Source organism: Pseudomonas palmensis (assembly GCF_049942755.1).
Taxonomy (GTDB): domain Bacteria; phylum Pseudomonadota; class Gammaproteobacteria; order Pseudomonadales; family Pseudomonadaceae; genus Aquipseudomonas; species Aquipseudomonas palmensis.
The window spans coordinates 950,753-976,686 of the sequence record NZ_CP187958.1 but is presented as its reverse complement, the minus strand read 5'-3'; the positions used below and the strand labels follow the sequence as shown (position 1 = coordinate 976,686).

At 66.6% G+C, this 25,934-nt stretch carries 30 protein-coding genes; 24 read left to right on the top strand and 6 right to left on the bottom strand.

The genetic code is table 11. The features are described from left to right. Positions 1 to 200 precede the first annotated feature (200 nt). The 12 genes from ACPRTJ_RS04605 to ACPRTJ_RS04550 are packed head-to-tail and all read left to right on the top strand — an operon-like array spanning position 201 to position 10,847. Positions 201 to 1,841, top strand: coding sequence for a lipoprotein UxpA (locus ACPRTJ_RS04605; protein ID WP_116053018.1), 1,641 nt, complete (start codon positions 201 to 203; stop codon positions 1,839 to 1,841). After that, positions 1,841 to 2,263 carry a pilus assembly protein PilZ gene (locus ACPRTJ_RS04600; RefSeq protein WP_116055303.1) on the top strand — a complete coding sequence of 141 codons (423 nt, stop codon included), beginning with the start codon at positions 1,841 to 1,843 and terminating at the stop codon, positions 2,261 to 2,263. Before ACPRTJ_RS04605 ends, ACPRTJ_RS04600 begins: the two co-directional genes overlap by 1 nt. 4 nt (positions 2,264 to 2,267) lie before the next feature. Beyond that, positions 2,268 to 4,223 (top strand): type II secretion system secretin GspD, encoded by a 1,956-nt coding sequence (gene gspD / locus ACPRTJ_RS04595; protein WP_116053021.1) that lies wholly within the window; start codon positions 2,268 to 2,270, stop codon positions 4,221 to 4,223. 5 nt (positions 4,224 to 4,228) lie between these two features. Next, entirely contained in the window at positions 4,229 to 5,677 is a 1,449-nt protein-coding gene (locus ACPRTJ_RS04590; protein ID WP_078480108.1) for a GspE/PulE family protein, read from the top strand. Positions 5,678 to 5,680: 3 nt separating this feature from the next. Then, the gene (gene gspF / locus ACPRTJ_RS04585; protein WP_043860628.1) at positions 5,681 to 6,883 is read left to right on the top strand and encodes a type II secretion system inner membrane protein GspF; all 1,203 of its coding nucleotides are present in this window, start codon (positions 5,681 to 5,683) and stop codon (positions 6,881 to 6,883) included. Positions 6,884 to 6,896: 13 nt separating this feature from the next. Then, complete coding sequence (gene gspG / locus ACPRTJ_RS04580; RefSeq protein WP_043860627.1) at positions 6,897 to 7,331, top strand: type II secretion system major pseudopilin GspG; 435 nt, start codon at positions 6,897 to 6,899, stop codon at positions 7,329 to 7,331. 2 nt (positions 7,332 to 7,333) lie between these two features. Then, positions 7,334 to 7,774 (top strand): type II secretion system minor pseudopilin GspH, encoded by a 441-nt coding sequence (gene gspH / locus ACPRTJ_RS04575; RefSeq protein WP_054915044.1) that lies wholly within the window; start codon positions 7,334 to 7,336, stop codon positions 7,772 to 7,774. Then, positions 7,771 to 8,139, top strand: coding sequence for a type II secretion system protein (locus ACPRTJ_RS04570; protein WP_054915043.1), 369 nt, complete (start codon positions 7,771 to 7,773; stop codon positions 8,137 to 8,139). The genes gspH and ACPRTJ_RS04570 overlap by 4 nt, the downstream gene beginning before the upstream one ends. Beyond that, on the top strand, positions 8,136 to 8,723 hold the full coding sequence (locus ACPRTJ_RS04565) for a prepilin-type N-terminal cleavage/methylation domain-containing protein (protein WP_043860624.1): 588 nt from the start codon (positions 8,136 to 8,138) through the stop codon (positions 8,721 to 8,723). The genes ACPRTJ_RS04570 and ACPRTJ_RS04565 overlap by 4 nt, the downstream gene beginning before the upstream one ends. Further along, positions 8,720 to 9,820 (top strand): type II secretion system protein GspL, encoded by a 1,101-nt coding sequence (locus ACPRTJ_RS04560; protein ID WP_278929001.1) that lies wholly within the window; start codon positions 8,720 to 8,722, stop codon positions 9,818 to 9,820. Before ACPRTJ_RS04565 ends, ACPRTJ_RS04560 begins: the two co-directional genes overlap by 4 nt. Next, on the top strand, positions 9,817 to 10,203 hold the full coding sequence (gene gspM / locus ACPRTJ_RS04555) for a type II secretion system protein GspM (RefSeq protein ID WP_054915041.1): 387 nt from the start codon (positions 9,817 to 9,819) through the stop codon (positions 10,201 to 10,203). Before ACPRTJ_RS04560 ends, gspM begins: the two co-directional genes overlap by 4 nt. A gap of 20 nt (positions 10,204 to 10,223) precedes the next feature. Further along, positions 10,224 to 10,847, top strand: coding sequence for a general secretion pathway protein GspN (locus ACPRTJ_RS04550; protein WP_157811421.1), 624 nt, complete (start codon positions 10,224 to 10,226; stop codon positions 10,845 to 10,847). Positions 10,848 to 10,936: 89 nt separating this feature from the next. On the opposite strand, the gene ACPRTJ_RS04545 is transcribed toward ACPRTJ_RS04550, so the two are convergent. Next, on the bottom strand, positions 10,937 to 11,494 hold the full coding sequence (locus ACPRTJ_RS04545) for a L,D-transpeptidase family protein (protein WP_054915039.1): 558 nt from the start codon (positions 11,492 to 11,494) through the stop codon (positions 10,937 to 10,939). 34 nt (positions 11,495 to 11,528) lie between these two features. After that, positions 11,529 to 12,077 (bottom strand): NUDIX hydrolase, encoded by a 549-nt coding sequence (locus ACPRTJ_RS04540; protein ID WP_043863174.1) that lies wholly within the window; start codon positions 12,075 to 12,077, stop codon positions 11,529 to 11,531. Between the two features lie 131 nt (positions 12,078 to 12,208). Here ACPRTJ_RS04540 and ACPRTJ_RS04535 point away from each other — a divergent pair, with 131 nt between their 5' ends. The 5 genes from ACPRTJ_RS04535 to purT all read left to right on the top strand — a co-directional run bounded on the left by ACPRTJ_RS04535 (position 12,209) and on the right by purT (position 15,368). Continuing rightward, the gene (locus ACPRTJ_RS04535; protein ID WP_043863175.1) at positions 12,209 to 12,808 is read left to right on the top strand and encodes a CoA pyrophosphatase; all 600 of its coding nucleotides are present in this window, start codon (positions 12,209 to 12,211) and stop codon (positions 12,806 to 12,808) included. Between the two features lie 40 nt (positions 12,809 to 12,848). After that, positions 12,849 to 13,373: a gamma carbonic anhydrase family protein gene (locus ACPRTJ_RS04530; protein WP_054915036.1), complete on the top strand. Its 525-nt coding sequence runs from the start codon at positions 12,849 to 12,851 to the stop codon at positions 13,371 to 13,373. Further along, on the top strand, positions 13,373 to 13,585 hold the full coding sequence (locus tag ACPRTJ_RS04525) for a DUF1289 domain-containing protein (protein ID WP_043863177.1): 213 nt from the start codon (positions 13,373 to 13,375) through the stop codon (positions 13,583 to 13,585). The genes ACPRTJ_RS04530 and ACPRTJ_RS04525 overlap by 1 nt, the downstream gene beginning before the upstream one ends. 62 nt (positions 13,586 to 13,647) lie before the next feature. Further along, a complete protein-coding gene (locus ACPRTJ_RS04520) occupies positions 13,648 to 14,115 on the top strand; it encodes a VUT family protein (protein WP_043863178.1) in 468 nt (155 codons plus the stop codon). 71 nt (positions 14,116 to 14,186) lie between these two features. Further along, positions 14,187 to 15,368, top strand: coding sequence for a formate-dependent phosphoribosylglycinamide formyltransferase (gene purT / locus ACPRTJ_RS04515; RefSeq protein ID WP_043863179.1), 1,182 nt, complete (start codon positions 14,187 to 14,189; stop codon positions 15,366 to 15,368). Positions 15,369 to 15,469: 101 nt separating this feature from the next. Here purT and ACPRTJ_RS04510 read toward each other — a convergent pair whose 3' ends face one another. The 3 genes from ACPRTJ_RS04510 to ACPRTJ_RS04500 all read right to left on the bottom strand — a co-directional run bounded on the left by ACPRTJ_RS04510 (position 15,470) and on the right by ACPRTJ_RS04500 (position 18,876). After that, the gene (locus ACPRTJ_RS04510; RefSeq protein WP_043863180.1) at positions 15,470 to 16,780 is read right to left on the bottom strand and encodes an MFS transporter; all 1,311 of its coding nucleotides are present in this window, start codon (positions 16,778 to 16,780) and stop codon (positions 15,470 to 15,472) included. A gap of 73 nt (positions 16,781 to 16,853) precedes the next feature. Then, on the bottom strand, positions 16,854 to 18,053 hold the full coding sequence (locus ACPRTJ_RS04505; RefSeq protein ID WP_088514564.1) for a transporter associated domain-containing protein: 1,200 nt from the start codon (positions 18,051 to 18,053) through the stop codon (positions 16,854 to 16,856). A gap of 10 nt (positions 18,054 to 18,063) precedes the next feature. Then, positions 18,064 to 18,876, bottom strand: a complete 813-nt coding sequence (locus ACPRTJ_RS04500) for a cytochrome C assembly family protein (protein WP_043863182.1) — start codon at positions 18,874 to 18,876, stop codon at positions 18,064 to 18,066. Positions 18,877 to 19,072: 196 nt separating this feature from the next. On the opposite strand from ACPRTJ_RS04500, the gene ffh reads away from it, so the two are divergent. The 6 genes from ffh to ACPRTJ_RS04470 all read left to right on the top strand — a co-directional run bounded on the left by ffh (position 19,073) and on the right by ACPRTJ_RS04470 (position 23,134). Further along, a complete protein-coding gene (gene ffh, locus ACPRTJ_RS04495) occupies positions 19,073 to 20,449 on the top strand; it encodes a signal recognition particle protein (protein ID WP_043863183.1) in 1,377 nt (458 codons plus the stop codon). Positions 20,450 to 20,687: 238 nt separating this feature from the next. Continuing rightward, on the top strand, positions 20,688 to 20,939 hold the full coding sequence (rpsP, locus tag ACPRTJ_RS04490; RefSeq protein ID WP_028942918.1) for a 30S ribosomal protein S16: 252 nt from the start codon (positions 20,688 to 20,690) through the stop codon (positions 20,937 to 20,939). A 5-nt stretch (positions 20,940 to 20,944) separates the two neighbouring features. Beyond that, a complete protein-coding gene (gene rimM, locus ACPRTJ_RS04485; protein ID WP_426428220.1) occupies positions 20,945 to 21,481 on the top strand; it encodes a ribosome maturation factor RimM in 537 nt (178 codons plus the stop codon). A gap of 3 nt (positions 21,482 to 21,484) precedes the next feature. Next, the gene (trmD, locus tag ACPRTJ_RS04480) at positions 21,485 to 22,237 is read left to right on the top strand and encodes a tRNA (guanosine(37)-N1)-methyltransferase TrmD (RefSeq protein ID WP_043863185.1); all 753 of its coding nucleotides are present in this window, start codon (positions 21,485 to 21,487) and stop codon (positions 22,235 to 22,237) included. Between the two features lie 42 nt (positions 22,238 to 22,279). Next, positions 22,280 to 22,630: a 50S ribosomal protein L19 gene (rplS, locus tag ACPRTJ_RS04475; RefSeq protein ID WP_043863186.1), complete on the top strand. Its 351-nt coding sequence runs from the start codon at positions 22,280 to 22,282 to the stop codon at positions 22,628 to 22,630. Between the two features lie 96 nt (positions 22,631 to 22,726). Next, a complete protein-coding gene (locus ACPRTJ_RS04470) occupies positions 22,727 to 23,134 on the top strand; it encodes an acyl-CoA thioesterase (RefSeq protein WP_043863187.1) in 408 nt (135 codons plus the stop codon). A 21-nt stretch (positions 23,135 to 23,155) separates the two neighbouring features. Here the strand turns inward: ACPRTJ_RS04470 and ACPRTJ_RS04465 are convergent, their stop codons facing one another. Continuing rightward, entirely contained in the window at positions 23,156 to 24,958 is a 1,803-nt protein-coding gene (locus ACPRTJ_RS04465) for a cation:proton antiporter (protein WP_054915032.1), read from the bottom strand. Between the two features lie 68 nt (positions 24,959 to 25,026). Between ACPRTJ_RS04465 and xerD the strand changes: the two genes are divergently transcribed. Next, positions 25,027 to 25,923 (top strand): site-specific tyrosine recombinase XerD, encoded by an 897-nt coding sequence (xerD, locus tag ACPRTJ_RS04460; RefSeq protein WP_426428216.1) that lies wholly within the window; start codon positions 25,027 to 25,029, stop codon positions 25,921 to 25,923. The last annotated feature ends 11 nt before the right edge of the window (positions 25,924 to 25,934 follow it).

Sequence of the window (25,934 nt, the reverse complement as noted above, 5' to 3'; positions counted from 1 at the left end):
CTTCTGCGGAAACCGGCACTGTAGAGAGCGAGTGTGATGATTGATTGGCAGTTTTGTGAACAGACCTTTAAGGAAATGAATCCTTACCATTTGATTTGGATGGGGTTTTGTACGCCCTGTCGAATAACTGCCATCAAACTGTAATCCCCTCGCCGCACTATCCGCTGCGACAGTTGATCAGCCCGAGGGCGATGGAGTAGATGGCGAGCATGTACAGACGCGATGTGTTGGGCTGGATGGGCGTTGGCGCAATGGCGCCGCTGCTGACCGCCTGTTCCAGCCTGGCCACACCGTCGACGGCAGAGGCCGGCACGGTGGAGCTGCTGTATTTTGCCGACACCCTGGATGCGCGCCAACCCGGCATGCCCGTGGTGCCGGCGACGCGCCTGGGGCCGGTGAGCCACCTTGGCCAGGCACCGTGGATGAGCGGTATCAATGCCCGCCAGGGGCGTGCCGAGCTCAACCCGCTGCTCGACGCCAGCCTTGCCGAAGGCGTACAGACCGGCGGGTATGCGGTGTTGGGTGCCCTGCTCGAACAGCTGCGCGATGCGGCGGGGCGGGGCAACTGCCTGACCCTGGAAAATGGCCAGGGCTGGAACGGCAGTGGCCTGGCCTACCTGACCCAGGGCGCCAGTGGCGTGCAGGGCAGCCGGATGCTGGGCAGCGAGGTACGCGTGAGCAGCGATGAGCGGGTGCTGTGGCCGCGCCAGTGCGCCGGCCTGTATCGCCAGTACGGTCAGGCCGTGCTTGGTGCGGGGCTGGCCCCCGAACGCGCCCAGGCCCTGGGCACGCCGGCCTTCACTGTGCTGCACCGCGGCGGCGTGAGGGTGGCGGTGGTCGGCATTACCGACCCGTACGCCCGCGACCAGAACGCATCCCTCAAACAGTGGTATCAGGCGCTGCTGCCGGCCTTCGAACAGGCACGCCAGGCGGCGGACCTGGTGATCGCCCTGGCGGACGTGGGCACCGGCCCCGGGCTGTGGCTGGCCGAGCGTCTGAGCGACGCCGACCTGCTGCTGTGCGCCCGTGGCCAGGACCTGTGGCCGCAGCCCGTCTCGGTACTGCAGGCCAGCGGCAAGCAGGTGCCGGTGCTGCTGGCCGGCAACCGTGCCAGCGGCGTGTTCGCGGTGAACTGCCTGCATCGCGACGGGCGCTGGCAGTTCACCGCGCAGTTTCATCCCGCCTTCGAACACCGCCTCACGCCGGCTGCCCGCGCGCGGGTCGGGCCGTTGCGCGCGCAGTTGCAGCAACAGCGCGCCGGGCATGCCGCCTGGCTCGACCAACCCCTGGCGCAGGCACCGCAAAACCTGTGGCGACGCGATACCCGTGGCGGCAGCTGGGACAACCTGCTGCACCAGGCGCTGGCCGATGACAGCGGGGCACCGGTGCTGTTGCCGGGGCTGCGCTACGACAGCCCGCTGGCGGCCGGCCAGCCGATCACCCGCGAACACCTGATCAGCCTCACCGGCAGCTACCCGGCCCCGGTGGTGCAGGTGCCGGCACGCCAGGTACAGCAGGTGCTGGAAAACGCTGCCGAGCAACTGTTCGGCACGCCGCTGCTGCTCGACAACAGCCAGGATTTGCCGCGCTGGTTTGGCGCGCCCTGGCAGGTCAGCTACAGCCCGGGCGGCAAACGGGTCTCCGGGGTAGCCGCACAGGATGGCCAGTGCCGCACCTTCGGCCTGCAATTCGACAGCGACGCCGGCGAGCCACTGTGGCAGCGGGTGGAAGCATGGCTGGCGCAGCAGCCCCCGGGCTGGCAGTTGCCGCCGCTGGCCCTGCCGCAGGTGCGTTACGTCCAGGGCCACCCTGGCTGGCACCCGCGCGGGCTGGCCAGTTGATCAGCCCGGGCCGCGTGCTCGACGGCGTGCTGTTGAGCCTGGCCGGCTGGCTGGCTGCGCAGTGCGTGCTGCTGGCCGCCCGCGAGCCGCTGCCGGCGCCGGCCGCAGAGGCCGAACCGGCTGAGCTGCCCGGCCTGCTGGTCGGGCATTGGCAGGCGCCGCCGGCCAGTGACGCGCTGCCGCTCACGCGCTTGCCCGTGCATTACCTGGGCGGCCTCAAGGCCGTGCCCGCCAGCGCCACAGTGGTGGTGCTGCGCTACGAGCAGGCGGTGCGTACCTACGTTCGCGGCCAGCGCCTGGCACCGGGCATCGTGCTGCAGGACATCGATGACGATGGCCTGATTTTCGACAACCAGGGGCGGCGCGAGCGCTTGCCCTGGCCGCCACGGCCCGCCGTGACCGGCTTCAAGCGCCAAGGATGAAGGGATGATCGCAAGATTCTGCGTGGCTGGCGTACTGGCCCTGGGGCTCAACCTGGCCTGGGCGTTCGACGAGCCCGAAGCGGTAGCGGACGAAGACGGTACACCGCTGTACGAGGTGAATTTCGTCGACACCGACCTGGGCGAGTTCATCGACAGCGTGTCGCGCATCACCGGGACCACGTTCATCGTCGACCCGCGGGTAAAAGGCAAGGTCACGGTACGTACGGTGGACCGTCACGACAGCGAGGCGATCTACGATATCTTCCTGGCCCAGCTGCGGGCCCAGGGCTTTGCTGCAGTGGACCTGCCCAACGGCAGCGTGAAGATCGTGCCCGATCAGGCGGCGCGGCTGGAGCCGGTGCCCGTCGAGAGCGGGCGCAAGGCCCAGGCCGGCAGCGATGGCATCGCCACCCGGGTGTTCAACGTGCGCAACGCCGCCAGCGAACAGATGCTGGCGATCCTCAAGCCGCTGATCGACCCCCGTGTGGGGGTGATCACGCCGTACCCGGCCGCCAACCTGCTGGTGGTGACCGACTGGCGCAGCAATCTGGAGCGCATCGACAGCCTGCTGCGCCAGCTCGATCAGGTCAGCGAGGAGCCGCTGCAGGTGATGCCGCTGCACCATGCCAGCGCCAGCGATACCGGTCAGTTGATCACCCGCCTGCTGGCCCGCGAGCAGGGCGCCGACAGTGCCCAGGTGGTCGCCGACCCGCGCAGCAATGCCCTGCTGGTGCGCGGCAGTGCCGACAGCCGCGAGCGCGTGCGTGCCTTGCTGGCGCAGTTGGACCGCCCCGGCGACGCATTGCGTAGCTCCAACACCCAGGTGATCTACCTGCGTCACGCCAATGCCGGCGAGGTGGTCAAGGTGCTGCGCAGCCTCAGCCAGGATGCCGGCGCTGCGCCGGGCGAAGCTGACAAGGACGCCAAGGCGCCCGTGCCGGTCAACCTTTCGGGCATTCGCCTGGAATACGAGGAGGGTACCAACGCCGTGGTCATGGTCGGGCCCGACAGCGAGCTGGCGGCCTACCGCACCATCGTCGAGCAACTGGACATCCGCCGTGCGCAGGTGGTGGTCGAGGCGATCATCGCCGAAGTGTCCGACTCGCGGGCCCAGGAGCTGGGCGTGCAGTGGCTGTTCGCCGACGAGAAATTCGGTGCCGGCGCGGTCAACTTCGGTACCGGCGGTGCCAGCATCACCGGCATTGCCGGGGCCGTGGCCAGCGGCGACAACGCGGCGCTGGGCAAACTGTTGTCGGGCGTGAACGGCGTGACGGCCGGCATCGGCAACTTCGGCGGCGGCTTCAACTTCGCCATGCTGGTCAATGCACTCAAGAGCAACAGTGGCTTCAACCTGCTGTCGACCCCGACCCTGCTGACCCTGGACAACGCCGAGGCGTCGATCCTGGTCGGCCAGGAAGTGCCCTTCGTGACCGGCTCGGTAACCCAGGACAACACCAACCCCTACCAGACCATCGAGCGCAAGGAGGTCGGTGTAAAACTGCGCATCAAGCCGCAGATCAACAGTGACAACACCGTGCGCCTGGACATCGTGCAGGAGGTCTCGTCGATTGCCGACACCGCTGCGGCCAGCGACGTGATCACCAACAAGCGCGAGATCAAGACCAAGGTCATGGTCGAGGACAACGGCCTGATCATTCTCGGCGGGCTGATCAGCGACGAGGTCACCTCCAGCCATCAGAAGGTGCCGTTTCTGGGGGATATCCCCGGTCTGGGCCGGTTGTTCCGCTCCGATGCCAGCCGTGGCGTGAAGCAGAACCTGATGGTGTTCATCCGCCCGCGGATCCTGCGTGACGGGGCCAGCCTGACCAGCCTCAGCAGCGAAAAATACCGCAGCCTGCAACAGACCACGCCGCTTGCCCTGCCCAGCCTGGCCGATGGCAGCGAGTTGCTGCGGGTGTTCCCGGCCAGCCGCCAGCGCCTGGACGAGGGCACCTGGTGAAGCCGTTGCTGCCCTATCGCCTGGCGCGCCAGGGCGGGCTGGCCATGGCGCCTGGCGCCGACGGCTGGAGCCTGTGGCTGCGCCCGGATGTCGACAGCGACCAGTTGCACGAGCTGCTGCGGGTGTATGGCGCGCCCCAGACCGTGTGCCATTTCGACGCGGGGGAGTTCGACACGCGCCTGGGCCAGTTGTACCAGGCCGGCGAGAACGCCACGGCGGCGCTGATCGAGGGCATTGGCGAACAGGTCGACCTGGACGGCCTGATCAGCGAGATGCCGCGGGTCGAGGACCTGCTCGAAAGCGATGACGAAGCCCCGGTGATCCGCCTGATCAACGGGCTGTTCGGCGAGGCGCTGCGTCAGCAGGCCTCGGACATCCATGTGGAAACCTTCGAGCAGAGCCTGGTGGTGCGCCTGCGGGTCGACGGCCACCTGCGCGAGGTGCTGCGCCCGCCACGTGCGCTGTCGGCCATGCTGGTGTCGCGGATCAAGGTCATGGCGCGCCTGGACATCGCCGAGAAGCGCCAGCCCCAGGACGGGCGCATCACCCTGCGCTCGGGTGGGCGCGAGGTCGATGTGCGTGTCTCGACGCTGCCGGGTATCCACGGCGAGCGAGTGGTGATGCGCGTGCTCGACAAGCAGGCCAGCCTGCTCTCGCTGGGCAACCTGGGCATGCCCGGTGCCGTCGAGGCGGGCCTGCGCGCCTGCCTGGGGCGACCCAACGGTATCGTGCTGAGCACCGGCCCGACCGGTTCGGGCAAGACCACCACGCTGTACGCCAGCCTCAACAGCCTGAACGACGGCAGCCGCAATATCCTCACCGTCGAGGACCCGGTGGAGTACGCCATCACCGGCATCGGCCAGACCGCCATCAACCCGCGTGCCGGGCTGACCTTCGCCAGCGGTTTGCGCGCGATTCTGCGCCAGGACCCGGATGTGATCATGCTTGGCGAAATCCGCGACCGCGAAACCGCGCAGATTGCGGTGCAGGCCAGCCTCACCGGCCACCTGGTGCTTTCGACCCTGCATACCAACAGTGCGGTGGGCGCGGTGACGCGCCTGCGCGACATGGGCGTGGAGCCTTTTCTGATTGCCTCGTGCCTGCGCGGGGTCATGGCCCAGCGCCTGGTGCGGCGCCTGTGCAGTTGCGCCGTGGCGCAGCCATTGCAGGCGGCCGAGCGGGCGTTGTGGCCGGAGCTGGTCGAGCTTGAGCACAGTTATCACGCAGTGGGCTGCGCACAGTGTCAGGGCAGCGGCTATCGCGGCCGGCTGGGGCTGTATGAGTTCATCGAGCTGGACGCCGGGCTGATCGGCCTGCTGTATGACGGGGCCAGTGAGGTGGCCATGCAGGCGCATCTGCAGGGCCGGCGCCAGAGCCTGGCCGGCATGGCCAGCGAGTGCCTGCGCCAGGGCCAGACGAGCCTGGCCGAAGTGCTGCGCGCGGTGCAGGGCTGAGCCATGCCGACCTACCGATACCAGGCCGTTGACCTCGCCGGGCGCACCCTCAAGGCCAGCCTGCAGGCCGAAAGCGAGCGCCATGCCCGCCAGTTGCTGCGCGAACAGGGGCTGTTCGCGCGCCAGTTGCAGGTGCAGGGCAACGCGCAGGTGTTGCCACGGCGCCAGCGCGTGAGCCGCGCACAGCTGTGTGAATTGACCCGGCAACTGGCCACGCTGACAGGGGCCGGCATTGCATTGGTGGATGCCCTGGCCACCCTTGAGCGGCAGTTGGTGGAGCCGGCCTTGCGCAATCTGCTGGTGGGGGTGCGCGGCGCGCTGGCAGAGGGGCTGGGCCTGGCCCGCAGCCTGGCACGCCAGGGCGGGGTGTTTTCAGCGCTGTACTGCGCGCTGGTCGAGGCCGGCGAACGCTCGGGGCGCCTGGCCCAGGTGCTGGAACGCCTGGCCGACCACCTTGAGCAGGTGCAGCGTCAGCAGCACAAGGCGCGTACCGCGCTGATCTACCCGTGCGTGCTGATGGGGGTGTCGCTGGCGGTGGTGGTCGGCCTGATGAGCTTCGTGGTGCCCAGGCTGACCGAACAATTCGCCCATTCCGGGCAGAGCCTGCCGTTGATCACGCGCCTGCTGATCGGCGCCAGCGAAGCGCTGTTGCTGGCCGGGCCGTGGCTGCTGGGCGCCGCGGTGCTGGGTGCGGCAGGCGCGGCGCGGCTGCTGCGTCGGCCGCACTGGTGCCTGCGCCGTGACGACCTGCTGTTGCGCCTGCCGCGCGTGGGTGCGCTGCTGCGGGTGCTGGAAAGCGCGCGGCTGTCGCGCAGCCTGGCGATTCTGGTCGGCAGCGGGGTACCGCTGCTCGAAGCCTTGCAGGTGGCCACCGCCACCCTGGAAAACCGACGCATTCGCCTGGCGCTGGAGCGGGTGCAGGTCGATGTGCAAGGCGGCGTCAGCCTGCACCGCGCGCTGGATGCCAGCGGGCAGTTCCCGCCGATGCTGCTGAACATGGTCGCCAGCGGCGAGGCCAGCGGCACCTTGCCCGACATGCTCGAGCGCGTGGCCGACAACCAGGAGCGCGGCTTTGCCCGTCAGGTCGACACCGTGATGGCGTTGTTCGAGCCGCTGATGATCCTGGTCATGGGCGCGGTGGTGCTGTTCATCGTGCTGGCGGTGCTGTTGCCGATCATGCAGCTCAACCAGGGCCTCACACTTTAATAGGAGCACTACCATGCAGACACGACGTTCCCGCCAGCACGGCTTCACCCTGATGGAAATCATGGTGGTGATCTTCATCATCGGCCTGCTGATCGCGCTGGTGGCGCCCAGTGTGCTGGGCAGCCAGGACAAGGCCATGAAGCAGAAGGTAATGGCCGACCTGTCGAGCCTGGAGCAGGCGCTGGACATGTACCGCCTCGACAACCTGCGCTTCCCCACCGCCGAGCAGGGGCTGTCGGCCCTGGTGAGCAAGCCGCAGGCCGAGCCGGTGCCGCGTGCCTGGCGGGCCGATGGCTATATTCGCAGGCTCCCTCAGGACCCGTGGGCCACACCGTACCAGTACCGGGCGCCGGGGCAGCATGGGCGCATCGACATCTATTCGCTGGGTGCCGACGGGGTGGAGGGCGGCGAGGGGATCGATGCCGACATCGGTAACTGGGACCTCTAGGCATGCCGGCCCAGCGTGGCTTCACCCTGCTGGAGCTGCTGGTGGTGATCGCCATCGCCGGGTTGATGAGCGCCCTGGCGGTGGCCTCGCTCGACAGTGCCAAGGCGCCTTTGCACCAGGCCCTGGAGCGCCTGGCCGCGGCGTCGCGGGCGCAGGCCGACCTGGCCCTGCATGGCGGGCAGGTGCGCGGCCTGCGCTGGAACGGGCAGCGGCCCGAGTTCGTGCGCCTGGTCGAGGGCGACCAGTGGCAGGTGGAGCCGGTGGCGCTGGGCGAGTGGCCGGCCGGGCTGCGCCCGGACTGGCCTGCGGGCAGCACGCCACGGGTGATGTTCACCCCCTCCGGGCTGGCCCGACCGGTGAGGCTGGAGTGGCGCTGGGCCGAGGGCCGGCAGCGCTGGCACTGGCGTCATGCTGCCGGCCTGCAGGTGGTGAACGTGCCATGAAGGCTCGCCAGCGTGGTTTCACTCTGCTCGAAGTGAGCGTGGCCCTGGGCATCGCCGCGACCATGGCGATCATCAGCAGCCAGGTACTGCGTCAGCGCCTGGTGGTGCAGCAGGGCGTGCAGCAGCATTGGCTGGGCAGCCTGTGTGCCCGGGAACTGCAGGCGCGCTTTGTGGTGGAGCAGTACTGGCCGGCGCAGGCACTGAGTAGCGGCGAGCTGCGTCAGGGGCCGGGCACCTGCCACTGGCGGTTGCAACTGGGTTCCACCGGCGTGCGCAACCTGCGCGGTGGCGAACTGCGCCTGTTTGCCGACCGCGATGAACGTGAGCCGCTGGGTCAGTACCGCCTGTTTCTGGTGCGCCCGTGAGGCGCAGGCAGCAGGGCCTGACCCTGCTCGAACTGCTGGTGGCGCTGGCACTGACCGCTGTACTGGGTGTGCTGCTGGCGGCGCTGGTCAATGGCTGGCTGAGCGTACGTGAGCGACTCGACCAAGCGCCGCAGGCGAGCCCGGTGCTGAGCTTCTGCCTGGGGCTGGAGCGCCGCTTCGACGCCACGGTGCTGCGCCAGTTGTACGAGCAGCGCCTGCCCCTGGCCTTGAACTGGCTGGACTGGCAGCCTGCCGAGTTGCAGCTGCAATGGGTGGCGCTGGCGGCGTGGCCGGCGGCCGAAGGCGGCTCGCGCTTGCAGCGCCAACGCCTGCGCTATGACCGGCGCGATGCACGCCTGCTGCTGGAGACCTCTGCCGACCTGTATGCCGTCGAGCGCCCGCACTGGGTGCTGCGCGACAGCCTGGCCGGGGTGTCCAGCCCCGTTTTCGAGTTTCGCCAGGGCAGCCGTTGGCTGGCCTGGCCCTCTGCCGAACGCGCTGCGCCCGATCGTGGTGTACGGCTCGAGTTCCAGCGTGATGGAGCCCCCTATGTGTGTACGTTTGCCCTGCCGGAGAGCCAATGATTGACATTCGATACTGGCGACGGCGCCAGCCTGGGTCGTGGTTGCTGGTGCGCCCCGATGAGGCCGGCTGGAGCTGGCTGCAGGTGCGGGCCGGTGAGGTGCTGCGCGCGGGGCACGGGCAACCGCCGGAAGGTGCCGGTCGCGTGGCGCTGGTGGTGCCGGGCAGTGAATGCGCGCACTTCCATTTGCAGGCGCCGCCGGGTCTCAAGCGTGAAGAGTGGCCATTGCTGCTTGAAGATCGCGTGTTGCAGCCAGCCGAGGCGATCCATGTCGGTTGTGTGTCGCGAGGTTCGGGATGGCTTGAGCTGGCGGTGATTGACCGGCAACGCCTGGCGGGCTGGTTGCAGGCTTGCCAGGGCTGGGGCCTGCAGGTCGAGCGCTGCTGGGCGGAGTTCCAGCTGCTGCCGGAGCTTGCCCCCGGCGATGCCTGGTGCTGGCGACGCAGCCCGGACCTGAGCCTGTTCAAGAGTTGTGGCGCCGACCGGCGCCAGGCGTGGCTGGCCTGGCCGACGGCGCTGGGGGCAACCCCGCCGCCGGTGTGGTGCGACAGGCAGGTGCAGGCATTCGAGGGCGCGTGGCCGGCGTCGCTGGCGGCGCTGGAACGTCTGCCCGGCCTGTTCGAGCTGCGCCGCACGCCCCGCGCGCGACCGCACCTGGCACAGGGGCAACGGCGCCTGGCGACGGCCTGCGCCGTGCTGGGTGTGGTGTGGTGTGCCCTGTGGCTCGGCCTGCAGTGGCGCCAGGCCACGCTGTACAAGGCGCAGGTGGTGGCCGTGACCGGGCCGCTGAGCACCCCGCGCCAGGCTACGCAGTGGCTCAAGCGCGAGCGCCAGACGCGGGATGAGCGCAACCTGCGACTGCGCCAGCTGGAGGCATTGCAGGGCGCCATGGTGCAGTGGCTTTCGGCGCAGCCTGGCTGGCGGCTGCAGCGTGCGCGCTTTGATGGCACACGCTGGACCTTGCAGTTGCAGGGTGCGCAGGCACCGTCGGACACGCCGTGGGCTGCCATGGCCGCCAGTGCCGGGGCGCAGGTGGCGGTGCAGCCCACCACGGCGGATGCCGTGCAACTGGTGTTCGACCTGGGGGCAGGAGCATGAGCAGCGTCACCGCACGGCGCTGGTTGATGCCGCTGGCCTGGACCGCAGTGGCCCTCTTGCTGTTGAGCCTGGTGGTGCGCGAGGGCCTTGGCCAATGGCGCGAGCTTTCGCAGTGGCGCGAACTGGCCGCCTCGGCGACGGCCATGCACTCAGGCGCCGAGGTGACGCTGGAGCGATTGCAGCAGTCGGCTGCGGCGCAGCAGCTCGTGCTCAGCGACGTGCAGCCGGTTGACGCGGGGTGGCAGGTGCGCGGCCAGGTCAAGGACGAGCGGCGGCTTCAGGCGTGGTTGCTGAGCTTGCAGCGTGAAGGCGTTCAGCCGCTTCAATGGGGGCTGGAGCAGGCGCCGTCGGGCCTGAGTTTCGATCTGGTGCTGGCGCGATGAGCCGCAGGAGGTTGGGGTGGATGCTGTTGGTGTTCTGCCTGACGTTGCTGGCGGGGTTGCCGGCGCGCTGGTTGTTCAAGGCTGCGCCGTGGCCTGCGCAGGGCGTGGCCGGTAGCGTGTGGCAGGGGCAGGCCGGGCGGATCGGCGACGTTGGCCCGTTGAGCTGGCAGGTGCGCCCGTGGGCGGTGCAGGTGCAGGCAGGGTATCAGGGCCAGCGCTGGGGGCTGGTATTGCGCGGCTGGCCGTGGGACTGGCAAGCGAGCGTCATGCCGCAGGGGCCGGCCAGCCGTGTGGCTTCGGCGTATCGCCTGGGGGGGGAGTGGTCGGGGCAACTGGCACTGAGTGGGCGTGGCGCGCGGTGCGTGAGCGGGCAGGGTGCGCTGGTGGCGGATCAGCTGGCCCTGGTGGCGCCATGGACGCTGGCCCTGGGGCGCGGCGAGGTGCGCGTGGTGTGCAACGAAGGCTGGCGGCTATCGGCGCGACTGGCGGCGGCGGGGCAGCACCACCTGGCGCTGGATGCGGGGGTGGCAGGCGGTACGCTGCAAGGGCAGGTGGAGCAGGGGGCGGCACTGTATCCGGTGCTGGTCGGCGGGCAGTGGCTGCAGGCCGGAGAGCACGCGGTGCGGTGGTCCTTCAATTGGTGATTCGCCAGTGGGCGCTTTTTCGCCGGCAAGGCCGGCTCCTGCAGGTTTGGGGGGGCGGCAGGTAGGAGCCGGGGAAGGGGCACGCTCGGTCAGGGCCGAATCTCGATCAGCGTGCCGTCGCTGACCAGGTTCCACACTTCGCGCATGTCGCGGTTGGTCATGGCGATGCAGCCTTCGGTCCAGTCCAGGGTGTGGAACAGCGCCTCGGGGTAGTCCGCACTGTCCGGTGTGCCGTGGATCATGATCATGCTGCCCGGCTTCACCCCTTCGCGGCGGGCACGGGCCGAGTCGCTGACATTGGGGTAGGAGACGTGGATGGCCAGGTTGTAACGGTCGGACACCTTGCGCCAGTCGAGCCAGTACAACCCCTCGGGCGTGCGCTTGTCGCCCTCGCGCAGCTTGGCACCGGTGGGCTGCTTGCCCAGCGAGATGCGGTAGCTCTTCATCGAGGTGTCGCCGCTCATCAGTTGCAGGCGGCGTTCGGACTTGATCACCAGCACCTTGTCGATCAACGGGGCGCCGGAGGGGGTGGGCGCCGGGGTCGAGGGCGTCACCTGGCCAAGCGGTTTTCGCACAATGGTTTCGGTAAACGCCGCCTGGGACACCGACGCCACACCGAGGCAGAAGAGGGCAAGCAACCAGCGCATGAAACGGTATCCCTGAAAGTGGCGACGTATGGGTTCAAGTGAGCGGTTCGACCCGCGGGGACAGGCATTCGGTGCGTACCGGGTAATGCTGCCCCTGGCGGTCGAGATAGTAGCATTCTAGGGCACGACTCACGGTCCTGAAAGCCAGCTCGTCCCAGGGGATCTCGCTTTCCTCGAACAGGCGCACTTCCAGGCTCTCGACGCCCACCGCAAATGCCAGGTCGGCCAGCTCGGCGCGGTAGAACACGTGCACCTGGTTGATGTGCGGCAGGTCGAACAGCTGGTACAGGGCCATCGGCCCCAGGCGCGCGCAGGCTTCCTCGTCGGCCTCGCGGCGTGCGGCGTGTTCCATGGTCTCGCCGTTTTCCATGAAGCCGGCCGGCAGGGTCCAGTAGCCACGCCGCGGCTCGATGGCGCGTCGGCACAGCAGCACCTGGCTGCCATGGCTGGGCAGCACGCCGGCGACGATATTGGGGTTCTGGTAATGGATGGTATGGCAATGATCGCAGACATGACGCAGGCGGTTGTCGCCGTCGGGGATGCGATGAGTGACCGGTTTGCCGCACGCACTGCAGTAATTCATGCTTATCTTCCTGGTGGCTGCGCCTATCTTCGCGCCAGTGCGCGCAGGCCCGCAAGCGCGATTGTCGCGGGGGCTTGGGCGGGCTGCGCCTTTGGTGCATCATGCAGAGACCCGACAGAACGAGAGAGACCATGCTGGACGAGTTACTTCGCCGAATGAGCAGTCACACGCCGGGCACCCTGGAGACCGATCGTCGGTTCCCCGAGGCTGCCGTGTTATTGCCCATCACCCGCAGCGAGTCGCCCGAACTGGTGCTGACCCTGCGCGCCAAGGGGCTCTCGACCCATGGCGGCGAAGTGGCCTTCCCCGGCGGGCGGCGAGACCCCGAAGACCCGGACCTGGTGTTCACCGCGCTGCGCGAGGCCGAGGAGGAAATCGGCCTGCCGCCCGGGCTGGTCGAAGTCATCGGCCCGCTGAGCCCGCTGGTTTCGTTGCACGGGCTGAAGGTCACGCCGTTTGTCGGGCTGATTCCCGACTATGTCGAGTACCGCGCCAACGATGCCGAGATTGCCGCGGTGTTCAGCGTGCCGCTGGAGTTCTTCCGCCAGGACCCGCGCGACCATACCCACCGCATCGACTACCAGGGCCGCAGCTGGTACGTGCCCAGCTACCGTTTCGGCGAGTACAAGATCTGGGGCCTGTCGGCGATCATGATCGTCGAGCTGGTCAACCTGCTTTACGATGCGCGCATCAGCCTGCACCACCCGCCTGAGCGCACCCCTACAAGATGAGCGGGCCCACCCGCCGCCTTCCCACCGTGAGGAACCACGCATGAAATACCGTCTGGGCGACCTGCGCGTCGAAACCCACCCACAGAGCTGGGTAGCGCCCACCGCCACGCTGATCGGCAAGGTACGCCTGCAGGCGGGGGCCAACGTCTGGTTCGGCGCGGTGCTGCGCGGCGACAACGAGCTGATCGACATCGGCGAGAACAGCAACGTGCAGGACGGTACGGTGATGCACACCGACATGGGCTGGCCACTGACCCTGGGCAAGGGCGTGACGGTCGGCCACAACGCCATGCTGCATGGCTGCACGGTCGGCGACTACAGCCTGGTGGGCATCGGTGCGGTGATCCTCAATGGTGCGCGCATCGGCAAGCACTGCATCATCGGCGCCAATGCGCTGGTGCCCGAGGGGCGCGAGATTCCCGATGGTTCGCTGGTGGTCGGCTCGCCGGGCAAGGTGGTGCGCGAACTGACCCCGGCGCAGCAGCAACTGCTCGAGGCCAGCGCTGCCCACTATGTGCACAACGCCCAGCGCTATGCCCGTGACCTTGTACCCCAGGAGGACTGATGAGCAGCCCTGAACGACCGGTGGCCTCGCCTTGCGTGCACATCTGCGCGCTGGACGAGCAGGATATCTGCACCGGCTGCCAGCGCACCGCCAGCGAGATCACGCGCTGGGGCCGCATGGCCAACGACGAACGGCGCCAGGTGCTGGTGCTGTGCCATGAGCGCGCCGTGGCGGCGGGCCTGGTGATGACGGTGGGCAAGGCCGCCGGCTGATCCCGGGCTTGGCCGTGCGGGGGCACTCAAGTACCCTGTACGGCTTGCCAACCGGTGTTTCTATGTTCTTTCTGATTGCTTATATCGCCAGCGTGGTGCTGATCAACTACGCGTTCTCCAGTGCCCCGCACCTGGACGTCATCTGGTCCGCCTGGGGCGGGCTGGTGTTCATCCTGCGCGACATGGTGCAGACCCGCTTCGGCCACGGCGCCCTGCTGGCCATGCTTGGCGCCCTGGTGCTGTCCTATATCACCTCCGAGCCTGCCATTGCCCTGGCCAGCGCCACCGCGTTCGCGGTATCGGAGCTGATCGACTGGCTGGTGTTCAGCATCACCAAGCGCCCGTTGCATGACCGCCTGTGGCTCAGCTCGGCGCTGAGCATCCCGCTGGATACCTTCATCTTCTTCGGCATGATCGGCGCACTGACCCCGGCCGTGGTCGGTACCGCGCTGGGCTCCAAGTTCGCCGGGGTGACGGTGGTGTGGCTGGCGATGGCCTGGCGCGCACGCAAGAACGCCTGCGCCATGTAAAATGGCGCTTCTTTTCACCGGGTTGCACCGTGCTGGGGCGGCCCTGGATTCCTTCCCTCTGAGGACCTGAGATGACCCGTATCGGAACCCCCTTGTCGCCGACCGCGACCCGAGTACTGCTGTGTGGCTGTGGCGAACTGGGCAAGGAAGTGGTGATCGAGCTGCAACGCCTGGGCGTTGAAGTGATTGCCGTGGACCGTTACGCCGATGCCCCGGCCATGCAGGTGGCGCACCGCAGCCACGTGATCAACATGCTCGATGGCGCCGCCCTGCGCGCGGTGATCGAGGCCGAGCAGCCGCACTACATCGTGCCGGAAATCGAAGCCATCGCCACCGCCACCCTGGTGGAGCTGGAAGCCGAAGGCTTTACCGTGGTGCCGACCGCACGCGCCGCGCAGCTGACCATGAACCGCGAGGGCATCCGCCGCCTGGCCGCCGAGGAGCTGGACCTGCCAACCTCGCCTTACCACTTTGCCGACACCTTCGAAGACTACCGCAAGGCCGTCGAAGACCTCGGCTTCCCGTGTGTGGTCAAGCCGGTGATGAGCTCGTCGGGCAAGGGCCAGAGCCTGCTCAAGGGCGTCGATGACGTGCAGGCTGCCTGGGACTATGCCCAGGAAGGCGGGCGTGCCGGCAAGGGCCGGGTCATCATCGAGGGCTTCATCGACTTCGAGTACGAGATCACCCTGCTCACCGTGCGCCATGTGGGCGGCACCACCTTCTGCGCGCCGGTCGGGCATCGCCAGGAGAAGGGCGATTATCAGGAGTCGTGGCAGCCGCAGGCGATGAGCCCCAAGGCGCTGGCCGAGTCCGAGCGCGTGGCGCGTGCGGTGACCGAGGCCCTGGGTGGTCGCGGCATGTTCGGCGTGGAGCTGTTCGTCAAGGGCGACCAGGTGTGGTTCAGCGAAGTCTCGCCGCGCCCGCACGACACTGGCCTGGTGACCCTGATTTCCCAGGACCTTTCGCAGTTCGCGCTGCATGCGCGGGCGATCCTGGGCCTGCCGATTCCGCTGATTCGCCAGTTCGGGCCGTCGGCTTCGGCAGTGATTCTGGTGGAAGGCACTTCGCAGCAGACCGCCTTCGCCAACCTCGGCGCGGCGCTGAGCGAGCCGGACACGGCGCTGCGCCTGTTCGGCAAGCCAGAGGTGAATGGCCAGCGGCGCATGGGCGTGTGCCTGGCGCGTGACGAGTCGATCGAAGCCGCGCGGGCCAAGGCGACCCGGGCTTCGCAGGCAGTCAGCGTAGAGCTGTAAGGCTTTAGTACGTCATCGCGGGTCAGGCCCGCTCCCACAGAAACAGTGATGATGCCTGTGGGAGCGGGCCTGACCCGCGATAGCTGCGCAGCAGCCCGTCTTCAGAGCTCCGTATGCCGGGTCTCTTTCAGGCACAGCACTGCAATCAGGCTCAGTACTGCCGCCGCCGACACATACCCGCCCACCCAGCTCAGGCCGCCCATGGCCACCAGCTTCTGTGCAAAGAACGGCGCCGCCGAGGCTCCGACGATCCCGCCCAGGTTGTACGCCGCCGAGGCCCCGGTATAGCGCACGTGGGTGGGGAACAGCTCAGGCAGCAGCGCCCCCATCGGCGCGAACGTCACCCCCATCAGAAACAGTTCGATGGCCAGAAACAGCGCCACGCCCGCGGTCGACCCCGACGTCAGCAGCGGCTCCATGGTGAACCCCGACAGGATGGCCAGCACCCCACCCACGATCAGCACCGGCTTGCGTCCGTATCGGTCGCTCAGCCAGGCCGACAGCGGCGTGGCCAGGGCCATGAACACCACCGCAAAGCACAGCAGTGCCAGAAAGGTCTCGCGGCTGTAGCCAAGGGTCGATACCCCGTAGCTCAGCGAGAACACCGTCGAGATGTAGAACAGCGCGTAGCACACCACCATCGCCGCCGCGCCCAGCAGGGTCGGCGCCCAGTACTGTGCGAACAGCTCGACCACCGGCATCTTCACCCGCTCGTGGCGCGCCACGGCCTTGGCGAACACCGGCGACTCCTCGAGCTTGAGCCGCACATACAGCCCCACGATCACCAGCGCGGCGCTGAGCAGGAACGGAATGCGCCAGCCCCAGCTGCGGAACTGCTCGTCGGAAAGGGTCATGGCCAGGGTCAGGAACAGGCCGTTGGCCGCCAGAAAGCCGATCGAAGGGCCCAGCTGCGGGAACATGCCGAACCACGCCCGCTTGCCCTTGGGCGCGTTCTCGGTGGCCAGCAGCGCTGCACCGCCCCATTCGCCGCCCAGCCCCAGGCCCTGGCCGAAGCGCAGCAGGCACAGCAGGATCGGTGCCCAGGCGCCAATGCTGTCGTAACCCGGCAGCACGCCGATCAGCGTGGTGCAGATGCCCATCAGCAGCAGCGAGGCCACCAGCGTCGACTTGCGACCGATGCGGTCGCCAAAATGGCCGAACAGCGCCGAACCCAGCGGGCGCGCCAGAAACGCGATGCCGAAGGTGAGGAAGGCCGAGAGCATCTGCGCGGTGCCCGAGGTCTGCGGGAAGAACACCGGGCCGATCACCAGGGCCGCTGCCGTGGCGTATACGTAGAAGTCGTAGAACTCGATGGCGGTGCCGATGAAGCTGGCCGTGGCTACCCGGGCGGGCGAGTTGACTGGGGGCGCTGCGGTTTCATCGTTGTTGTTATAGGTGCTGCTGGTCGTCATGAACGTTTCCCTGTCGAGTGCTGCGAAGGCTCCGGCACCTGCCGCGGGCAAGCGCCGGCGGGCTCGAGTATAGCTAGCGGGAAACGGTCCAGACCAGTATGCGGCTGGCGCAATTGTCCTCGGTTTCGAGGATTTCCATGCGATAACGGCCCATTTTCAGGCACACCGCGCTGGCAGGGATGCTTTCCAGCGCCTCGGTCACCAGGCCGTTCAGGGTTTTCGGGCCGTCGCTGGGCAGGTGCCAGCCCAGGCTGCGGTTGAGCTCGCGGATCGAAATGTTGCCCTCGATCACGTAGCGCCCATCGGGCTGCGGGTGAATGTGCGGGTTGTCCAGGCTGTGCTCTTCCTCGAACTCGCCCACGATCTCTTCAAGAATGTCTTCCAGGGTGACGATGCCCTGCACTTCGCCATATTCGTCCACCACCACGCCCAGGCGCCGCTGCTGTTTGTGAAAGTTCAGCAGCTGCAACTGCAGCGGGGTGCTTTCGGGCACGAAGTATGGCTCGTAGCACGCCGCCAGCAGGTTGGCCAGGGTCAGCTCGGCCTTGGGCAGCAGGTGGCTGATCTGACGCGTGTTGAGGATCGCCTCGACCTGGTTGATATCACTGTGGAACACCGGCAGGCGGGTGTGACGGCTGACGATCAGTTGCTCGATGATCTTTTCGATCGGCTCGTCGAGGTTGATCCCGTCGACATCGTTGCGCGGCACCAGGATGTCGTTGACCGTCACCTTGTCCAGCGCCTGAAGGCTGCCGAGCAGGTCGCTCCTGTGCTGGGCATGTTCCTCGTCCGGCGCACCGGAGGCGCCGGGGGTGTCGTGGCGATTGTCATGCTGGGTGACGGCCGTGACCTTGCCCGCGAAGGGGCGCAGCAACAGGCGTGCAACGCCATCGAGCAGCCATGCCAGTGGCTGCAGCAACATGAGCGGCACCTTGAGCAGGCTCTCGCCCAGGCCCAGCAGGGCGTCGGGGTAGCGTCGGGCCAGCTGGCGGGGCAGGTAGTCGGTGAGCACCAGCACGGCCAGTGCCGCTGCCGCGCAGGCCAGCCAGAAGCCGCGCTCGCCGGCATGGGCAAAGCCCAGCAGCGAGGCCAGGGCGAACACCAGCAGCTTGCCCAGGGTGGCGCCCAGCATCAGTGCACGTTCGCTTCTGGGGCCATTGCGGCGGGTGCCGCCCTGTTGCTGCTGGGCGGCATCCACTGCGCTGAACAGCGCCGACCACACCAGGGTCAGTGCCAGTACCGCGACCTGTGGGCCTAACGGCAGAGTGTTCATAGGTCGCCTGTCAGATATGCAGAATGAATTCGCGTACCAGCTTGCTGCCGAAATACGCCAGCATCAGCAGGCAGAAACCGGCCAGGGTCCAGCGGATCGCCTTGTGACCGCGCCAGCCCAGGCGGGTGCGGCCCCACAGCAGGACGCCGAAGACGATCCAGGCCACGCAGGCGAGCAGGGTCTTGTGCACCAGGTGCTGGGCGAACAGGTTGTCCAGGAACAGCCAGCCGGAGATCAGCGACAGCGACAGCAGCGCCCAGCCGGCCCACAGGAAGCCGAACAGCAGGCTCTCCATGGTCTGCAACGGCGGGAAGTTGCGGATCAGGCCCGAGGGGTGCTTGTGCTTGAGCTGGTAATCCTGCACCAGCAGCAGCAAGGCCTGGAACACCGCGATGGTGAACAGCCCGTAGGCCAGGATCGACAGCAGGATATGCGCCAGGATGCCGGGCTCCTCGTTGACCAGCGGCACCGTGCCCGAGGGCGCGAACTGCGCCATCAGCGCGGTCAGCAGGCCCAGCGGGAACAGCAGCAGCAACAGGTTCTCCACCGGGATGCGCAGGGTGGCGACCAGGGTCAGGGCAATCACCGCGGTGGCGATCAGGCTGGCGGCGCTGAAGAAGTCCAGGCTCAGGCCCAGCGGCGTGAGCAGCTGCCAGCACAACGCGGTGCCCTGAGCGACCACGGCGAAGGCGCCGAGCATTCCGAGCAGCCGCTTGTCGGCCTTGGTGCCTCGGGCCAGGCGGGTGCCTTGATAGAAAATCGCGGCGGCGTACAGGCAGGCGGCGATCAGATTGGGTAGCAAGCTGGGTGACAAGGGGAGCATAAGTCCTGTTAGGCAAGCCCGAAAGGCCCTGAGTTTGGCATACAACGCGCCTGCCAAGGAAGACTGGTGGCCGACGCCATGGTGTGCGCGTGCGCGAGTCTTCGCTATAATCGCCGGCCTGCCCTTGCCCAAGGCTGGCCGAATGCGCCAGGGGCAGCTGATAAACCTCGGTTCTACAGAGCCTGAAAGGATCCCCATGTTTGAAAACCTGACCGACCGTCTGTCACAGACGCTGCGCCATGTCACCGGTAAAGCCAAGCTCACCGAGGACAATATTAAAGACACCCTGCGCGAAGTGCGCATGGCGTTGCTCGAGGCCGACGTCGCCCTGCCGGTGGTCAAGGATTTCGTCAACAAGGTCAAGGAGCGCGCGGTCGGCACCGAGGTGTCGCGCAGCCTGACGCCTGGCCAGGCGTTCGTGAAGATCGTCCAGGCCGAACTCGAAGAGCTGATGGGCGCGGCCAACGAAGACCTCGCGCTCAACAGCGCGCCGCCTGCCGTTGTGCTGATGGCCGGCCTGCAGGGTGCGGGCAAGACCACCACCGCCGGCAAGCTGGCGCGCTTTCTCAAGGAGCGCAAGAAGAAGAGCGTGATGGTGGTGTCGGCCGACGTGTACCGTCCGGCGGCCATCAAGCAGCTCGAAACCCTGGCCAACGACATCGGCGTGACCTTCTTCCCGTCGGACATCACCCAGAAGCCGGTGGCCATCGCCGAGGCGGCGATTCGCGAAGCCAAGCTCAAGTTCATCGACGTGGTCATCGTCGACACCGCCGGGCGTCTGCACATCGATGCCGAGATGATGGGCGAGATCAAGCAGCTGCACGCTGCGGTCAAACCGATCGAGACCCTGTTCGTGGTCGATGCCATGACCGGCCAGGACGCCGCCAACACCGCCAAGGCGTTTGGCGAGGCGCTGCCGCTGACCGGCGTGATCCTGACCAAGGTCGACGGTGATGCCCGTGGCGGTGCCGCGCTGTCGGTACGCGCGATCACCGGCAAGCCGATCAAGTTCATCGGCATGGGCGAGAAGAGCGAAGCGCTCGAACCGTTCCACCCGGACCGCATTGCCTCGCGGATCCTGGGCATGGGCGACGTGCTCAGCCTGATCGAGCAGGCCGAGCAGACCCTGGACAAGGAAAAGGCCGACAAGCTGGCCAAGAAGCTGAAGAAGGGCAAGGGCTTCGATCTCGAGGACTTCCGCGACCAGCTGCAGCAGATGAAGAACATGGGCGGCCTGAGCGGCCTGATGGACAAGATGCCGAGCATCGGCGGCGTCAACCTGTCGCAGATGGGCAATGCCCAGGGCGCGGCAGAGAAGCAGTTCAAGCAGATGGAGGCGATCATCAACTCCATGACCCCGGCCGAGCGCCGCGACCCCGAGCTGATCAGCGGTTCGCGCAAGCGCCGCATCGCCATGGGCTCGGGCACCCAGGTGCAGGACATCGGCCGCTTGATCAAGCAGCACAAGCAGATGCAGAAGATGATGAAGAAGTTTTCCACCAAGGGCGGCATGTCGAAGATGATGCGCGGCCTTGGCGGCATGCTGCCTGGCGGCGGCATGCCCAAGCTGTAACCACATTCAGGCCGGTGCCTCCCGTGGGGCACCGACCGGAACCCCGCCGCTGGCGGGACCCGTGCCGCCTTCTATATACAGAAGCGGCTCATTCGCAGATCAGCACGGCGGCTTGTCGCTCGCCGTTAAAAGGCATTTGCAAAAGTCCGTGTATTCCTTGAGAATATGCGGCCTTTCGGGCACCCGTGTGCCCGCTGTGCATTATGATTTGCAGCACCGACTACAGGAACGATGTTCTATGCTAACCATCCGTCTTGCCCGTGGCGGCTCCAAAAAGCGCCCATTCTACACCCTGACCGTGACCGACTCGCGTAACCCGGTTACCGGTTCGCACATCGAGCAGGTTGGTTTCTTCAACCCTATCGCTCGTGGCCAGGAAGTTCGCCTGTCCGTTAAGCAGGATCGCGTTGCTCACTGGCTGAGCGTTGGCGCACAGCCATCCGAGCGCGTTGCAAAACTGCTGAAAGATGCTGCTAAGGCTGCTGCCTGAATAGTATGAGCGCGACGCCAGAAAAAGCTGATGACCTGATCGTTGTTGGCAAGATTTTTTCGGTTCACGGCGTTCGCGGCGAGGTGAAGGTCTTTTCCTTTACCGATCCGATTGAAAACCTGTTGGATTACCGCAACTGGACGCTCCGGCGCGAAGGTGTGGTCAAGCAGGTCGAGCTGGTCAGCGGCCGATCCACTCAAAAGGATCTGGTTGCCAAGCTCAAAGGCCTCGACGATCGCGATGAAGCCCGTCTTCTGAGCGGTTACGAGATTTGCATCTCGCGTAGCCTTTTGCCCGACCTGACCGAAGACGAGTACTACTGGTACCAGTTGGTAGGTCTGAAAGTCATCAACCAGGACGAACAGCTGTTCGGCACGGTTGATCACCTGTTGGAGACCGGCGCGAACGATGTAATGGTGGTCAAGCCCTGCGTGGGCAGCCTGGATGATCGTGAACGCCTGTTGCCCTATACCGGGCAGTGCGTGTTGAGGGTCGACCTGGCTGCAGGCGAAATGAGGGTGGAATGGGACGCGGACTTCTAGACGATGGCGAGCCTTCGTGTCGAAGTCATTACGTTGTTCCCCGAGATGTTCTCGGCCATCAGTGAGTACGGCATTACCAGCCGCGCGGTGAAGCAGGGGTTGTTGCAACTGACCTGCCACAATCCGCGGGACTACACCACAGATCGCCACCACACCGTGGATGATCGGCCGTTTGGCGGTGGTCCGGGCATGGTGATGAAGATCAAGCCCCTGGAAGATGCGCTGGTTCAGGCCAGGCAGCAGGCAGGGGAAGCGGCGAAGGTGATCTACCTGTCGCCACAAGGCCGTCAGCTGAATCAGTCGGCGGTACGCGAACTGGCGAATGCAGAGTCGTTGATTCTCATCGCAGGTCGTTATGAAGGCATTGACGAGCGGTTCATTCAGGCTCATGTCGATGAAGAGTGGTCGATTGGCGACTATGTACTGTCTGGCGGCGAGCTGCCGGCGATGGTCCTGATCGATGCGGTTACGCGGCTGCTGCCCGGAGCTTTAGGGCATGCGGACTCGGCGGAGGAAGACTCCTTCACCGATGGTCTGCTCGATTGCCCGCACTACACCCGACCGGAGGTGTATGCGGATCAGCGTGTTCCCGACGTGTTGCTCAGTGGCAACCATGCACACATCCGGCGCTGGCGTTTACAGCAGTCCCTTGGGCGGACCTATGAACGACGCGTCGATCTTCTGGAAAGTCGCTCACTTTCTGGAGAAGAGAAGAAGCTGCTCGAGGAGTATCTCCGAGAGCGGGACGATAGTTAACGTATCGATGGTGGGTCTGACGACCTATCTTAGGAGCACAGCATGACCAACAAAATCATTCTGCAACTCGAAGCCGAGCAGATGACCAAAGAGATCCCGACCTTTGCCCCAGGCGACACTGTTGTCGTTCAGGTGAAAGTGAAGGAAGGCGACCGTTCGCGTCTGCAGGCGTTCGAAGGTGTTGTTATCGCCAAGCGTAACCGTGGTGTGAACAGTGCTTTCACTGTTCGTAAAATCTCCAACGGTGTTGGCGTAGAGCGTACTTTCCAGACCTACAGCCCGCAGATCGACAGCCTGGCCGTGAAACGTCGTGGTGACGTGCGTAAAGCCAAGCTGTACTACCTGCGCGACCTGTCCGGCAAAGCCGCTCGCATCAAGGAAAAACTGGCCTGAGGCTAGTTTGACCGGCGGGCACGGGACCGCCATGCGAAAAGAAAGCAGCCTTCGGGCTGCTTTTTTGTTGTCCGTCATTCGTGTTTCAGAGATGTCATGAACAGTAGAGAGCAAGAGATCCAGCGCCGTACCCAGTTGTCGGTGACCCGCGTGACCAAGGCGGTGTTCCCCTCGACCACCAACCATCACAACACCCTGTTCGGCGGCACCGCGCTGGCGTGGATGGACGAGGTGTCGTTCATTGCCGCCACGCGCTTCTGCCGCTTGCCGCTGGTGACGGTGTCGACCGACCGCATCGACTTCAAGCACCCGATTGCCGCCGGCTCGATCGTGGAACTGGTGGGGACTGTGGTGAAGGTGGGTACCACCAGCCTGAAGGTCGAGGTGGAGGTGTTTGTCGAAAGCATGAGCTGCGACAGTCGCGAGAAGGCGATTCACGGGTTGTTCAGCTTCGTCGCCATCGACGAAGACAAGCGGCCGGTGCCGGTGTTGCCCGGCTTCTGAACGGCCAACAAGCCCGCGCGATCAACCTGCCTGCGGCTGGACCAGCGCCACCAGCGTCCACCCAGGCCCCGGTTTCAACGCCGTATCCGGCCCTACCACATACACCCAGCCACTGGCATCGCGGGCAAACAGCAAGGTCGCGCGATCGCCATGCAACGCCTGGTAGTCCGCCCAGCCAAACGCCTCGGTCAGGTGTGTGGTGTACAGCTCGGCGCCCTGGTTGAACAGGTTGGCCAGTTGCACATAGGTCAACGCCTGGCTGCCAAACAGGCGCCCGCGATGTTCGTCACTGGCGCGGTGCTTGTCGCTGCGCTGGCGCTCCAGCCCGCTGGCCAGCACGAACAGACGCTGATGCCCGAAATCATGTCGAAAGCGCGTGCATGCCAGGGTGTTGAGCTCGCCCGCCGGCGACAGCCCCAGCAGGTGCCCCAGGCCTACAAGGTCCAGGTGCGCATCGGCATGCTGCGAGGCCGGGTGACCGAAATAGGTCGGCAACCCCTCCATGCGCGCCGCGCGGATGTTCTCCCAGCTCGAATCGGCCAGCAGCACCCGGCTGCCCAGTTGTTGCAAGGCCGTGCCCAGGGCCCTGGCTGGTGCGTTGGCGCCCACGATCAGAAACCCGCTGGGGGCAGGCTCGGCCACCTTGAGCAGGCGCGCCAGCGGCCGCGCCGTGGCGCTTTGCAGCACCACCGTACCGATGATCACCGCGAACGTCAGTGGCACCAGCAGCAAGGCCCCCGCGTGCCCGGCCTCGTCCAGGCGTATCGCGAAAATCGCCGACACTGCCGCGGCCACGATGCCGCGCGGGGCGATCCAGGCCAGCAGCGCACGCTCGCGCCAGTTGAGCTGCGAGCCCCAGGTCGACAGCGCCACGTTCAGCGGCCGCGCAATCAGCTGGATCACCAGCAGCAGGGCCAGCACCGCAGGGCCCAGGCCGAGCAGGGCATTCAAGTCCAGGCGCGCCGCCAGCAGAATGAACAGGCCGGAGATCAGCAGCACGCTGAGGTTCTCCTTGAAGTGCAGGATCTGGCGCACATCCACGCCCTTCATGTTGGCCAGCCACATGCCCATCAGGGTCACCGCCAGCAGCCCCGACTCGTGCATCACCTGGTTGGAGGCGATGAAGATCCCCAGCACCGCTGCCAGCGAGGCCAGGTTGTGCAGGTACTCGGGCAGCCATTGATGGCGGATCACCTGGCCCAGCAGCCAGCCACCGGCCACGCCGAAGGCGCTGCCGCACAGGATCACCCCGGCGAACGTCAGCAGGCTCTGGCTCAGGCCGTCGCCAGCGGCGCTGGCAATGATGAAGCTGTACACCACCACCGCCAGCAGGGCGCCGATCGGGTCGATGACGATGCCTTCCCAGCGCAGGATGTTGGCCACCGCCGCCTTGGGCCGTACCACCCGCAGCATCGGCACGATCACGGTCGGCCCGGTGACCAGGGTCAGGGTGCCGAACAGGATCGCCAGCAGCCAGTCGAACCCCAGCAGCCAGTGGGTGGCCGCGCTGATCACCACCCAGGTGGACAGCGCGCCGAGGGTCACCATGCGCCGCACCACCGTGCCGATCTCGCGCCATTGCGACAGGTGCAGGGTCAGGCTGCCCTCGAACAGGATCAGCGCCACCGCCAGCGACACCAGCGGCATCAGCAGCGGGCCGAACAGTTCCTGCGGGTCGAGCCAACCCAGGATCGGCCCGGCCATTATGCCGCTGAGCAGCAGGAACAGGATCGCCGGCAGCTTCAGCCGCCAGGCCAGCCACTGGCAGCCCAGGGCCGCGACACCGATCCCGCCGAATGCCAGCAATATCTCTTGTTCGTTCATTCGGGCTCCCTATGCCGGCGGTGTTATGGAAGACTAGCGGTATTTTTACGGCCTACCACCGAGTCTTCATGCCCGCCATCGACCACCCGCTGATCGACCAGTTCCTCGACGCCCTGTGGCTGGAGAAGGGGCTTTCCGACAACACCCGAGCGTCCTACCGCAGCGACCTGGCCCTGTTCAACGGCTGGCTTCAGGAACGTGGCATGGTGTTGCCCGATGCTGGTCGCGAGCTGATCCTGGACCACTTGGCATGGCGCCTCGACCAGGGCTACAAGCCCCGTTCCACGGCGCGGTTCCTGTCGGGCGCGCGTGGCTTCTACCGCTACCTGCTGCGCGAGAAGCTGATCGCCCTCGACCCGACCCTGCAGGTCGACATGCCGCAACTGGGCAAGCCGTTGCCCAAGTCGCTGTCCGAGGCCGATGTGGAGGCCCTGTTGAAGGCTCCCGACCTTGGCGAGGCCATCGGCCAGCGCGACCGCGCCATGCTCGAGGTGCTGTATGCCTGCGGGCTGCGCGTCACCGAGCTGGTGAGCCTGACCCTCGATCAGGTCAACCTGCGCCAGGGCGTGCTGCGGGTGATGGGCAAGGGCAGCAAGGAGCGCCTGGTGCCGATGGGGGAGGAGGCGGTGGTGTGGGTAGAACGTTACCTGCGCGACGGCCGCGTCGAACTGCTCAACGGCCGCTCCAGCGATGTCCTGTTCCCCAGCCAGCGTGGCGAGCAGATGACCCGCCAGACCTTCTGGCACCGCATCAAGCACCAGGCCCAGGTGGCCGGGATCGGCAAGGCGCTGTCGCCGCACACCCTGCGCCATGCCTTCGCCACCCACCTGCTCAACCACGGCGCCGACCTGCGCGTGGTGCAGATGCTGCTGGGCCACAGCGACCTGTCGACCACCCAGATCTACACCCATGTGGCCCGCGCCCGCCTGCAGGAACTGCATGCCCGTCATCACCCGCGCGGCTGAGCGCTGATCGC

Coding starts and splice junctions, on each gene's coding strand:
- ACPRTJ_RS04465 (WP_054915032.1), bottom strand. CDS start 24,958: ATGAACGAACAAGAGATATTGCTGGCATTCGGCGGGATCGGTGTCGCG.
- rimM (WP_426428220.1), top strand. CDS start 20,945: ATGAGCGCGACGCCAGAAAAAGCTGATGACCTGATCGTTGTTGGCAAG.
- purT (WP_043863179.1), top strand. CDS start 14,187: ATGACCCGTATCGGAACCCCCTTGTCGCCGACCGCGACCCGAGTACTG.
- ACPRTJ_RS04540 (WP_043863174.1), bottom strand. CDS start 12,077: ATGAATTACTGCAGTGCGTGCGGCAAACCGGTCACTCATCGCATCCCC.
- ACPRTJ_RS04505 (WP_088514564.1), bottom strand. CDS start 18,053: ATGAACACTCTGCCGTTAGGCCCACAGGTCGCGGTACTGGCACTGACC.
- ACPRTJ_RS04570 (WP_054915043.1), top strand. CDS start 7,771: ATGAAGGCTCGCCAGCGTGGTTTCACTCTGCTCGAAGTGAGCGTGGCC.
- ACPRTJ_RS04545 (WP_054915039.1), bottom strand. CDS start 11,494: ATGCGCTGGTTGCTTGCCCTCTTCTGCCTCGGTGTGGCGTCGGTGTCC.
- rplS (WP_043863186.1), top strand. CDS start 22,280: ATGACCAACAAAATCATTCTGCAACTCGAAGCCGAGCAGATGACCAAA.
- gspF (WP_043860628.1), top strand. CDS start 5,681: ATGCCGACCTACCGATACCAGGCCGTTGACCTCGCCGGGCGCACCCTC.
- gspD (WP_116053021.1), top strand. CDS start 2,268: ATGATCGCAAGATTCTGCGTGGCTGGCGTACTGGCCCTGGGGCTCAAC.
- ACPRTJ_RS04470 (WP_043863187.1), top strand. CDS start 22,727: ATGAACAGTAGAGAGCAAGAGATCCAGCGCCGTACCCAGTTGTCGGTG.
- rpsP (WP_028942918.1), top strand. CDS start 20,688: ATGCTAACCATCCGTCTTGCCCGTGGCGGCTCCAAAAAGCGCCCATTC.
- ffh (WP_043863183.1), top strand. CDS start 19,073: ATGTTTGAAAACCTGACCGACCGTCTGTCACAGACGCTGCGCCATGTC.
- ACPRTJ_RS04500 (WP_043863182.1), bottom strand. CDS start 18,876: ATGCTCCCCTTGTCACCCAGCTTGCTACCCAATCTGATCGCCGCCTGC.
- gspM (WP_054915041.1), top strand. CDS start 9,817: ATGAGCAGCGTCACCGCACGGCGCTGGTTGATGCCGCTGGCCTGGACC.
- ACPRTJ_RS04530 (WP_054915036.1), top strand. CDS start 12,849: ATGAAATACCGTCTGGGCGACCTGCGCGTCGAAACCCACCCACAGAGC.
- ACPRTJ_RS04510 (WP_043863180.1), bottom strand. CDS start 16,780: ATGACGACCAGCAGCACCTATAACAACAACGATGAAACCGCAGCGCCC.
- ACPRTJ_RS04535 (WP_043863175.1), top strand. CDS start 12,209: ATGCTGGACGAGTTACTTCGCCGAATGAGCAGTCACACGCCGGGCACC.
- ACPRTJ_RS04560 (WP_278929001.1), top strand. CDS start 8,720: ATGATTGACATTCGATACTGGCGACGGCGCCAGCCTGGGTCGTGGTTG.
- ACPRTJ_RS04520 (WP_043863178.1), top strand. CDS start 13,648: ATGTTCTTTCTGATTGCTTATATCGCCAGCGTGGTGCTGATCAACTAC.
- xerD (WP_426428216.1), top strand. CDS start 25,027: ATGCCCGCCATCGACCACCCGCTGATCGACCAGTTCCTCGACGCCCTG.
- gspH (WP_054915044.1), top strand. CDS start 7,334: ATGCCGGCCCAGCGTGGCTTCACCCTGCTGGAGCTGCTGGTGGTGATC.
- trmD (WP_043863185.1), top strand. CDS start 21,485: ATGGCGAGCCTTCGTGTCGAAGTCATTACGTTGTTCCCCGAGATGTTC.
- gspG (WP_043860627.1), top strand. CDS start 6,897: ATGCAGACACGACGTTCCCGCCAGCACGGCTTCACCCTGATGGAAATC.
- ACPRTJ_RS04605 (WP_116053018.1), top strand. CDS start 201: ATGGCGAGCATGTACAGACGCGATGTGTTGGGCTGGATGGGCGTTGGC.
- ACPRTJ_RS04525 (WP_043863177.1), top strand. CDS start 13,373: ATGAGCAGCCCTGAACGACCGGTGGCCTCGCCTTGCGTGCACATCTGC.
- ACPRTJ_RS04550 (WP_157811421.1), top strand. CDS start 10,224: ATGCTGTTGGTGTTCTGCCTGACGTTGCTGGCGGGGTTGCCGGCGCGC.